The organism is Mycobacterium sp. E3298 (genome assembly GCF_001666895.1).
Lineage (GTDB): Bacteria > Actinomycetota > Actinomycetes > Mycobacteriales > Mycobacteriaceae > Mycobacterium.
In genome coordinates, this window is the sequence record NZ_LZJB01000211.1 from 1 (window position 1) to 11,606 (window position 11,606).

Genomic DNA, 11,606 nt, shown 5'->3' on the forward strand with positions numbered 1-11,606 from the left:
GTCGGGCTGCTGATCAACACGGTGCCGGTGCGGGCGACGATCGGCGCCGAAACCACGATCGCCGACCTGCTCAACCAGCTACAAAGCGCCTACAACGACACCCTCGAGCACCAGCATCTGGCGCTCAACGAGATCCACCGTGTAACGGGACACGACCAATTGTTCGACACCATGTTCGTGTACGAGAACTATCCGATCGACACCGCAGCGTTGTCTGCCGTCGATGAGCTTGCTATTAGCGGTTTCACAAACCGGGAATACAACCACTACCCGCTGTCGGTCCAGGCCGTGCCTGGTCACGAAATAAGTCTTCGCGTCGAATTCGATACAGAAGTCTTCGACACGGGCAGAATCGAGAGGTTGGTTGAGCGGTTTAGGCGCGTGCTTGAAGCCATGACCGCAGATGTGGAGGAGCAGTCATGACCGTCGGTGCGGGGCGGCGATTGTTGTCGATCGACTTGCTTGATGGTGGCGAGCACGACCGCCTCGACGAGTGGGGCAACCGTGAGGTGCTGACCGCTCCGGTCACGGGTGCGGTGTCGATTCCGGCGTTGTTCGCCAAGCAGGTCGCGCGCGTGCCCGAGGCTCCGGCGCTGAAGTTCGAGGGCCGCTCGCTGACCTACCGGGAACTCGACGAGGCCGCGAACCGGCTCGCGCACCTGCTGGCCGACCATGGCGCACGCCCGGGCGCCTGTGTGGCGCTGCTGCTGTCGCGCTCGGCCGATGCGATCGTGTCCATCCTGGCGGTTCTCAAGACCGGCGCGGCGTACCTGCCGATCGACCCGGCGGTACCGGCGGCCCGCATGGAGTTCATGCTCGGCGACGCGGCCCCGGTCGCCGCGGTCACGACGAACGAACTGCGCTCACGCCTGGACGGGTTCGACCTGCTGGTCGTCGACGTGGCCGACCCGGCGGTGGAAGACCAGCCGAGCTCGGCGCTGGACGGGCCTGCCCCCGAGGACATCGCGTACATGATCTACACCTCGGGCACGACCGGCACCCCCAAGGGTGTGGCGGTCACGCACCAGAACGTCACCCAGCTGCTGAACAAACTGCCCGCCGACCTGCCGAAGGCCGGTGTGTGGTCGCAGTGGCATTCGCTGGTGTTCGACGTGTCGGTGTGGGAGATCTGGGGCCCGCTGCTGCACGGTGGCCGGCTGGTCGTGGTGCCCGAGTCGGTGGCCGGATCGCCGGATGAGCTGCACGCGCTACTGGTCGCCGAGAAGGTCACCGTGTTGTGCCAGACCCCGTCTGCGGTGGGGATGCTGTCGCCCGATGGCTTGGATTCGACCGCCCTGATCGTCGCCGGCGAGGCCTGCCCGTCCGAGGTGGTGGACCGCTGGGCCCCGCGCCGGGTGATGATCAACGCCTACGGCCCGACCGAGGGCACGGTGTATGCGTCGATGAGCGCGCCGCTGAAGGCGGAGTCCGGGGCGCCGCCGATCGGCTCGCCCGTGCCCGGGGCGGCGCTCTTCGTGCTCGACAAGTGGTTGCGCCCCGCGCCCGAAGGCGTCGTCGGCGAGCTGTACATCGCCGGTCGCGGCGTGGCATCCGGATATGTCCGCCGGCCGGGCCTGACGGCCTCGCGCTTCATCGCGTGCCCGTTCGGGGCGCCCGGGACGCGCATGTACCGCACCGGCGACCTGGTGCGCTGGGGCGTCGACGGCCAGCTGCAGTACCTGGGCCGCGCCGACGAGCAGGTCAAGATCCGCGGCTACCGCATCGAGCTCGGCGAGATCCAGTCGGCGCTCGCCGCGCTGGACGGTGTGGACCAGGCGGCGGTCATCGCCCGCGAGGACCGGCCCGGCGACAAGCGGCTGGTGGGCTACGTGACGGGCACGGCCGACCCGGCCGAGATCCGCACCCAGCTCGGCGAACGGCTGCCCAGCTACATGGTGCCCGCGGCCGTCGTGGTGCTGGAGGCCCTGCCGCTGACGGTCAACGGCAAGCTCGACAAGCGCGCCCTGCCCGCCCCCGAGTACCACAAGACCAGCGGCGAATACCGCGCACCCACCACCGCCGTCGAGGAGACGCTGACCGCGATCTACGCCCAGGTCCTGGGACTGGAGCGGGTCGGCGTCGACGACTCGTTCTTCGACCTAGGTGGCGACAGCATCCTGTCCATGCAGGTGGTGGCGCGCGCCCGGGCGGCCGGCGTGGTGTGCCGGCCCCGCGACGTCTTCGTCGAGCAGACCGTGGCCAAGCTGGCCCGGGTGGCCCGCGTGGCCACCGACGACGAGGAAGTGGACGAGGGCATCGGCCCGGTGTCCGCGACCCCGATCATGCGCTGGCTGCAGCAGGTCGAGGGCCCGACCGACCAGTTCAACCAGACCATGGTGGTGCAGGCCCCGGCCGGCGTCACCCGCGACGATGTTCAGGTGGTCCTGCAGTCGCTGCTGGACCGGCACGCCACGCTGCGGCTGCGGGTCGACGACGACGGCGCGGGCGGCTGGGCGATGCATGTACCCGAGGTCGGCTCGGTCGACGCCGGCACGTGCCTGCACACCGTCGACGCGCTGTCCGACTCGGCGCTGGTGGCGGCGCGCTCCCAGCTGAACCCCGCCGCGGGCATCATGTTCCGCGCCGTGTGGGCGGAATCCACGGCCCAATTGGCGCTGATGATCCACCACCTGGCCGTTGACGGCGTGTCGTGGCGAATCCTGTTGGAAGACTTGAACATCGCCTGGGCCCAACACCACAGCGGGCAGCCCGTGGCGTTACCGACGGGCGGCACCTCGTTCGCCCGCTGGTCGGCGATGCTGGAGGAGCACGCCCAGCGGCCCGAGGTCGTCGAGACTGCCGAGGCGTGGCGACAGGTCGCGGCGACCCCGGCGCTGTTGCCGGCGGTGCGCCCCGACGTCGACACCTACGAGACGGCCAAGCAGCTCTCGGTGTCGCTGGACGTGGAGACGACCCGGTCGCTGCTGGGCGAGGTGCCCGCGGCTTTCCACGCCGGGGTCCAGGACATCCTGCTGATCGCGTTCGGGCTGGCCTGGGCGCGGTTCGTCGGCACCGGCGCCCCGATCGGCATCGACGTTGAGGGCCACGGCCGCCACGAGGAGCTGGGCCCGCACGTCGACCTGTCGCGCACCGTAGGGTGGTTCACCACCAAGTACCCCGTCGCGCTGACCGTCGGCGAACTGGACTGGGCGCAGGTGATGGCCGGTGACCGGGCGCTGGGAGCGCTGGTCAAGAAGGCCAAGGAGCAGCTGCGTGCGCTGCCCGACCCGCTGACCTACGGGCTGCTGCGTTACGTCAATACCGACGTCGACCTGGACGGGTCGGACCCGGTCATCGGGTTCAACTACCTGGGACGGCTGGGCGCGGCGGCGGATCTGCCCGGTGAGATGTGGCGGATCAGCCAGGACAGCCTGTCGTTCACCGGCGCCGCCAGCGCGGCTTTGCCGATGCCGTTGATGCACACCGTCGACCTCAACGCCGGGACCATGGACACCGAGGCCGGCCCGCACCTGCAGGCGAACTGGACCTGGGCGCCCTCGGCGCTGGACCACGAGCAGGTCAGCCGGTTGAGCCAGCTGTGGTTCGAGGCCCTGGCCGGCATCTGCGCGCACGTGCGCAGCGGCGGGGGCGGGTTCACCCCGTCAGACATCGCGCCCGCTCGCCTTAGCCAGCAGCAGCTCGACGACCTCTGCCAGCAGTACGCGGTCGCCGACGTGTTGCCGTTGACCCCGCTGCAGCAGGGCCTCCTCTTCCACGCCAGCTTCGCCCACGACCTGGGCGACGACGTGTACGCCGTGCAGCTCGGCATCACCGTGACCGGGGACCTCGACGCGCACCGGCTGCGCGAGGCCGTGCACGCCGTGGTCGACCGGCACCCCAACCTGGCCGCCCGATTCTGCCCCCAGTTCGGCGAGCCGGTGCAGGTCATCCCGGCTGACCCGGTGATGGCGTGGCGATACATCCAGCTCGGCGCGGACGACCTGGACCCCGACGCGAAGATCGAACAGCTCTGCGCCGCCGAGCGGGCGGCGGTCAGCGACCTCGCCAACCGGCCCGCCTTCCGCGCCGCACTGATCCGCACCGCCGACAACCGGCACCGGTTCGTGCTGACCAATCACCACATCGTGATGGATGGCTGGTCGCTGCCGATCATGCTGCGTGAGATCCTGACCAGCTACTACGGCGATCGGATGCCCGCGCCCGCGTCCTACCGCAGCTACCTGACCTGGCTCGCGGCCCAGGACCGCACGGCGGCCCGCGCCGCCTGGGCCGAGGTGATGGCCGGGTTCGACGCGCCCACCTTGGTCGGGCCGCCGGCCCGGCTCGGCCTCGGTCGGCGGGGCGTCGAGTCGTACCGGCTGCCAGCCGAGACGACGCGGGCGCTGGGCGAACTCGCCCGCTCCTGCCACACCACCATCAACACCGTGCTGCAGGGCGCCTGGGCGCAGCTGCTGATGTGGCTGACCGGCCAGCACGACGTCGCCTTCGGCACCGCGGTGTCCGGCCGGCCGGCCGACTTGACCGGCGCCGAGTCGATGGTGGGTCTGCTGATCAACACCGTCCCGGTGCGCGCCAACATCACCGCGGCCACCACCGTGGTCGAGCTGCTGCAGCAGCTGCAGAACGCCCACAACAACACGATCGAGCACGAGCACTTGGCGCTGAACGAGATTCACCGCGTCACCGGTCACGACCAGCTCTTCGACACGCTGTTCCTGTACGAGAACTACCCGATCGACACCAGCGTGCCGTTGGGCTTCCACGAGCTGGCGATCACCGACGTCACCAACCGCGAGTACAACCACTACCCGCTCTCGGTGATGGCGCTGCCGGGCCGTGAACTGGGCCTGCGCGTCGAGTTCGACACGAGCGTGTTCGACACCGCCGGGATCGAGTCGCTGGTCGAGCGGTTCCAGCGGGTGCTGACGGGCATGACCGCCGACTCCAGCCAGCGGCTGTCCTCGATGGACGTCTTGGACGGCGGCGAGCGCGCCCGCCTCGACGGCTGGGGCAACCGGTCGGTGCTGACCGCGCCCGTGGGCGCGAAGGCGTCGATCCCGTCGCTGTTCGCCAAGCAGGTGGCACGGACGCCGGAGGCGCTGGCGCTGACGTTCGACGGCCACTCGATGAGCTATCGCGAACTCGACGAGGCCGCGAACCGGATGGCCCACCTGCTGGCCGAGCACGGCGCGCGGCCGGGCGAAAGCGTGGCGCTGCTGCTGTCCCGGTCGGCCGAGGCGATCGTGTCGATCATGGCGGTGCTGAAGACCGGCGCGGCCTATCTGCCGATCGACCCGGCGGTCCCGGCGGCGCGGATCGAGTTCGTGCTCGCCGACGCCGCACCGGTCGCCGTCGTCACCACGGCCGAGTTGCGGTCGCGGCTGGACGGCTCCGACCTGTTGGTGATCGACGTCAACGACGCGTCGGTCGACGCCCAGCCCGCCACGGCGTTGCCGGGCCCGACCCCCGACGACATCGCGTACCTGATCTACACGTCCGGCACCACCGGGATCCCGAAGGGCGTGGCGGTCACGCACCACAACGCGACTCAGCTGCTCGAGAAGCTGCACGCCGACCTGCCGGACCCGGGTGTGTGGGCGCAATGGCATTCGCTGGTCTTCGACGTCTCGGTGCACGAGATCTTCGGCGCGCTGTTGCACGGCGGCCGGCTGGTCGTGGTGCCCGAGGCGGTGGCCGGTTCCCCGAAGGAGCTGCACGCGCTGCTGGTCGCGGAGCAGGTCACCGTGCTCAGCCAGACCCCGTCCGCGGTGGGAATGCTCTCGCCGGAGGGGCTGGACTCGATGGCCCTGGTCGTCGCCGGCGAGGCTTGCCCGCCCGAGGTGGTCGAGCGGTGGGCGCCGGGTCGGGTGATGATCAACGCCTACGGTCCGACCGAGGGCACGGTGTACGCGGCGATGAGCGCGCCGCTGAGCGCGGACGGGGCAGCGCCGATCGGTTCCCCGGTTCCCGGCGCCGCCCTGTTCGTCCTGGACAAGTGGCTGCGGCCGGCGCCCGAAGGCGTCGTCGGTGAGCTGTACATCGCCGGTCGCGGCGTGGCGTCCGGCTATGCCCGCCGCCCCGGCCTGACGGCCTCGCGGTTCATCGCCTGCCCGTTCGGGGCGCCCGGCGCCCGGATGTATCGCACCGGGGACCTGGTGCGCTGGGGCGCCGACGGCCAGCTGCAGTACCTGGGCCGAGTCGACGAGCAGGTCAAGATCCGCGGCTACCGGATCGAGCTCGGCGAAATTCAGGCCGCCCTGGCGGGTCTGGACGGGGTGGAGCAGGCGGCGGTGATCGCCCGCGAGGACCGCCCCGGCGACAAGCGGCTGGTCGGGTACATCACCGGCACCGCCGAGCCCGCCCAGATTCGGGCCCAGCTGGGTGAGCGCCTGCCCGCCTACATGGTGCCGGTCGCGGTCGTCGCTCTGGACGCGCTGCCGCTGACCGTCAACGGCAAGCTCGACAAGCGCGCCCTGCCCGCCCCCGAGTACCAGAAGACCGGTGGCGAGTACCGGGCCCCGGCCACTCCGGTGGAGGAGACCCTGGCCGGCATCTACGGCCGCGTGCTCGGATTGCAGCGGGTGTCGGTCGAGGATTCGTTCTTCGACCTGGGCGGCGATTCGCTGTCCGCGATGCGGGTGATCGCCGAGATCAACACGGCCCTCGACGCCAACCTCTCGGTGCGCACCCTGTTCGAGGCGCCGTCGGTGCGGGGCCTCGCCCACCGGGCCGAACGCGATCCCGGCTCTGCGGGCGAAGCCGAGGACGGCGGCGCCAGCTTTGCCTCCGTGCATGGACGTGATGCCACGCAGGTGTACGCCAGCGATCTCACGCTGGACAGGTTCATCGACGCCGCGACGCTGAGCGCCGCGCCCGCGCTGCCGGGCCCGAGCTCGGAGGTGCGGACGGTCCTGCTGACCGGGGCGACGGGGTTCTTGGGGCGTTATCTGGCGCTGCAGTGGCTCGAGCAGCTCGAGTTGGTGGGCGGCAAGCTGATCTGCTTGGTGCGGGCCGGCTCCGACGAGGAGGCGCGTCAGCGGCTGGAGAAGACGTTCGACAGCGGTGACCCGAAGCTGCTGCGTTACTTCCAGGAGCTCGCGGCCGACCACCTCGAGGTGATCGCCGGTGACAAGGGTCAGCCCGGCCTGGGTCTCGACGAGCAGACGTGGCAGCGGCTGGCCGACAGCGTCGACCTGATCGTCGACTCGGCCGCACTGGTCAACGGCGTGCTGCCCTACAGCGAGCTGTTCGGCCCCAACGTCGCGGGCACCGCCGAGCTGATCCGGATCGCGTTGACCACCAGGCTGAAGCCGTACGCATACGTGTCGACCTCGGACGTCGGCCGCCAGATCGATCCGGCGGCGTTCACCGAAGACGCCGACATCCGCGTCATCAGCCCGATCCGCAAGATCGACGGCAGCTACGCCAACGGCTACGGGAACAGCAAGTGGGCCGGCGAGGTGCTGCTGCGCGAGGCCAACGATCTGTGCGGGCTGCCCGTCTCGGTGTTCCGCTCCGACATGATCCTGTCCGACACCAGCTACGCCGGCCAGTTCAACCTGTCGGACATGTTCACCCGGATGGTGCTGAGCCTGGTGGCCACCGGCATCGCTCCGCGGTCGTTCTACCAGCTGGACGCCGAGGGCAACCGGCAGCGTTCGCACTTCGATGCGCTGCCGGTGGAGTTCGTCGCCGAGGCGGTCACCACGCTCGGCTCGCAGGTGGTCGAAGGGTTCGAGACGTATCACGTGATGAACCCGCACGACGACGGGATCGGGATCGACGAGTACGTCGACTGGCTGATCGAGGCGGGCTACCCGATCGAGCGCATCGACGACTTCGGGGAGTGGCTGCAGCGGTTCGAAGCCGCGCTGCGCGAGTTGCCGGAGCGCCAGCGCAAGCACTCGGTCCTGCAGATGCTTCAGGTCCCGGGCTACAACCAGTTGCAGGCGCCCGAACCGGCCACCGGGTCGTTCGCCCCGACCGATCGATTCCGCGCCGCAGTGCAGGAAGCCAAGATCGGCACGGACAACGACATCCCGCACATCTCGCCGGCGGTGATCGTTAAGTACGTGACCGACCTGCAGTTGCTCGGCCTGCTCTAGCACGACACCCCGGTTCGGGACGGTCCCACGCGGGCCGTCCCGAACCGTGTATCCGGTTTGCCGGGCTAAATCATCCTTGTCGTATCTTTTGTGCGGGGTTAGAGGAGTGCTGTAAGGCGGCTGAGACTTTTTCGAAACCTCTAGCGCACAAACTCGGCCTCGATTAATCTTTCGGACTGTTGCACTTATGTTGACTAAGTTGGTGGAGAAACTGTGTGCGTCGGACCGTTCGATGACGACATCAGCGGCTCCGGCTTAGTCGGCGACGGGTCGCAACCGGGGCGAGGATCCGAACGCGGACCGCGCCGGGGGCGTGCGCTCCATCACGCGGAACCGAACGGGCATTGCGGAGGGTTCGGTCGAGCGGCTGCAGTCAACCGGGGGTTTGAACGGTGAACCTCATGGTTGGGAAGTTGGATGCAGCTTGGTGAGCAAGCCCTTCCGCTCACGCGCGGCCAACTAGACATCTGGCTCGCGCAGGAGACGGGCCACTCCGGCACGGAGTGGCAGATCGGCCTCTTCGTCCGGATCGACGGCAGGGTCCAACGTGACGCCCTGAAGTGGGCGATCCGCCAAGCGGTTGAAGAAGCCGAACCGACGCGGGCTTGTTTCGTCGAGGCGGACGGCCAGGTGCTCCAACGGCCGATCGAATACTCCGACATCGAGCTGGCTTTTCATGACCTGAGCGGTTCGGGCGACGCCATCGAAGAGGCCCGGCGGATAGCGTTGTCGATCCAGCGAACGCCCATGCCGTTCACGGGTCCGCTGTTCAGGTTCGCCCTCTTCCAGACCCGTGCGGACCAGTTTCACCTGTTCGCGTGCTGCCACCACATCATCGTCGACGGAACCGGCGTCGCGCTCGTCGGTCACCGCATCGCCTCCATCTACTCCGCGATCGTCTCCGCCGCGCCCATCCCGCCGCCCGTCTTCGGGTCACTGCGGGATCTTCTCGACTGCGAGTCACGGTACGAAACGTCCGGCGACTACCGCGACGACGAGGCGTACTGGGTAAAGAACCTGCCCGCGATCGACGCGGCCCCCCATCAGGCCCCGCACGCGAAGGGTGAGCGCGATCCCTGGCCGTCCGCGCCGGTCGCGTTGGACTCCGGCATCCTCCGCCGGGTCCACAAGCTGTCCCAGGTGTGGGGCGTGTCCCCGACGTCGGTCATCACCGCGGCGTGCGCGCTGCTGGTGCGTGGCTGGACCGGTGGTGGCTCGGAGGTGGTCCTCGACTTCCCGGTCAACCGGCGAGTGCGCCCCGAATCGAAGACGCTCCCGGGCATGGTCGCCGGGGTGGTGCCGCTGGTGTTGCGCGTCGCGCCGGAATCCACGGTCGCCGATTTCTGCCTGCACGTCGACACCCGGATTCGCGAAGCCATTGAGCACCAACGGTTTCCGGTGCAGGCGCTGGAACGCAAGGCCCGCGGCCCGGCCGGGCCGCCCGAGCGGGTCAGCGTCAACTTCATCCCGTCCGATTTCACCCTGCCCTTCGGCGGTGTCACCGCCTCGGCGTCCTACACGAATTCCGGCCAGGCAAGCGGTTTCGGGCTGATCTTCTCCGGTGACGGGGACGGGCTCTCACTCAGCACGGCGGGCGCCTGGGGGCCCCTATCCAGCTTCGAGGCCGCCCACCTGGCGGGCCGCTTGGAACGAGTGCTGGTGGCGCTGACCGCCGATACGACGCGGCGGTTGCTGTCGATCGATGTCCTCGAAGAGCCGGACCGGGCCCGGCTGGCCGGATGGGGGAACTGGGCGGCCGCGGCTGATCGCGCGCCGGGACGGTCGATTCCGGAGTTGTTCGGGGTATGGGCGCAACGCACTCCCGAGGCGGTGGCGATCTCGTGTGAGGGCCGGTCGTGGTCATACCGGGAGGTGGACGCGGCGTCCGACCGGTTGGCGCGTCGGCTCGTCGGGAGTGGTGTCGGGCCGGGGGACTGCGTGGGGTTGCTGGCGCACCGGTCGGGCGAGGCCGTGATCGCGCTGCTGGGGGTGCTGAAGTCGGGGGCGGCGTATGTGCCGATCGATCCGGGCGTGCCGCCGGGCCGGGCGGAATTCATGCTCGCCGATTCGGGGGCGGCGACGGCGGTCGTGGGGCAGGGATTGCGGTCGCGCCTGGGTGGGTTCGCCGGCGCGGTGGTGCAGATCGACGATTCCGCGGTTGCGGCGCAGTCGGGCGCGGGCTGGGTCGGGCCGGGTCCCGACGATGTGGCGCACGTGATCTACACCTCGGGGACGACCGGGGTGCCCAAGGGGGTGGCGGTCACCCATCGCAACGTCACGCAGCTGTTCGCGGCGTTGGCCGGGGGTGACTTGTTGGGTGCGGGACACGTTTGGACTCAATGCCATTCGTTGGCCTTCGACTTCTCGGTGTGGGAGATCTGGGGTGCGCTGCTGCACGGCGGACACCTGGTGGTGGCGCCCGACGCGGTGACGCGCTGCGGTGACGATCTGCGGGCGTTGGTGGTGGGCGAGCGGGTGTCCGTACTGACCCAGACGCCGTCGGCGCTCGGCGTGCTCTCGCCTCAAGGGGTGGGGGCGGCGCTGGTGGTGGGGGCCGAACCGTGTCCCCCGCAGGTGGTGGATCGGTGGGCGCCGGGCCGGGCGATGGTCAACGTGTATGGGCCGACCGAGACCACCATGTGGGTGTCGATGAGCGCGCCGTTGGTGGCCGGGTCGGGAGCACCGGCGATTGGTTCGCCGGTCGCAGGCGCCGCGTTCATCGTCCTCGATGGGTGGCTGCGCCCGGTGCCGGTCGGGGTGGTCGAGGAACCACAACCGAGACTGGGCAAAGGACAGCGGAACCACCGCCGGGCGGGACCCGGCCGTCACCCGCGCGAGCCGGCCGTCGCCCTGGTCGAGGCGGGATACCAGCTGGCCGATCGTCGGTGCTTCGAACAGCGCCCGCACGGACAGGGCCGCATCCAGGCTGGCGTTCACCGCGGCGACCAGGCGCATCGCCGACAGCGAGTCACCACCCAGATCGAAGAAGGAATCGTCGACCCCGACCCGGTCGACGTCGAGGATCTGGGCGTAGATCGCGGCGAGGACCTCTTCGGCGAGGGTGGCCGGGGCACGGTACCCGTGGAGGAGGTAGTCGGGCGGTGGCAGGGCGCGGGTGTCGAGCTTGCCGTTGAGGTTACGGGGGAAGCTGGTCAAGGCGACGACGGCGGCCGGGACCATGTAGGCCGGCAGCCGCTCGCCCAGCGCGCCCCGCAATTCGGCGGGATCGGCGGTGCCGGTGATGTAGCCCACGAGGCGTTTGTCGCCGGGGCGGTCCTCCCGGGCGATCACCACCGCTTGCTCTACTCCCGCCAAATCGCCTAGCGCGGCGGTGATTTCACCGAGCTCGATGCGATACCCGCGAATCTTGACCTGCTCGTCGACGCGCCCCACGTATTGCAGCTGCCCATCGAGGCCCCACCACACCAGGTCACCGGTCCGATACATCCGCGCCCCCGGCGCCCCGAACGGGCACGCCACAAACCGGGTGGCGGACAGCCCGGACCGGCCCACATACCCGTACGCCAGGCCCCGGCCGTG

General features: G+C 69.7%; 2 protein-coding genes and 2 pseudogenes. 3 read left to right on the plus strand and 1 reads right to left on the minus strand.

Annotated elements, in window-relative coordinates:
- From A9X05_RS09695 to A9X05_RS32065, 3 genes and pseudogenes are all read left to right on the plus strand, one after another.
- Window positions 1-423: condensation domain-containing protein (locus tag A9X05_RS09695; RefSeq protein WP_156736600.1), on the plus strand; the 423-nt coding region annotated here is incomplete at its 5' end.
- Window positions 420-8,066: a non-ribosomal peptide synthetase gene (locus A9X05_RS09700; protein ID WP_067780937.1), complete on the plus strand. Its 7,647-nt coding sequence runs from the start codon at window positions 420-422 to the stop codon at window positions 8,064-8,066. The genes A9X05_RS09695 and A9X05_RS09700, both read left to right, overlap by 4 nt.
- A gap of 417 nt (window positions 8,067-8,483) precedes the next feature.
- Window positions 8,484-10,769, plus strand: a pseudogene (locus A9X05_RS32065) (AMP-binding protein); the annotation flags it as partial.
- Window positions 10,770-10,985: 216 nt separating this feature from the next.
- On the opposite strand, the pseudogene A9X05_RS32070 reads toward A9X05_RS32065, so the two are convergent.
- Window positions 10,986-11,513 (minus strand): annotated as a pseudogene (locus A9X05_RS32070) (phosphopantetheine-binding protein); the annotation flags it as partial.
- Window positions 11,514-11,606 lie beyond the last annotated feature (93 nt).

Bases quoted from the DNA above. Each gene is read 5' to 3' on its own strand.
- A9X05_RS09700 (WP_067780937.1), top strand. From the start codon at position 420: ATGACCGTCGGTGCGGGGCGGCGATTGTTGTCGATCGACTTGCTTGAT.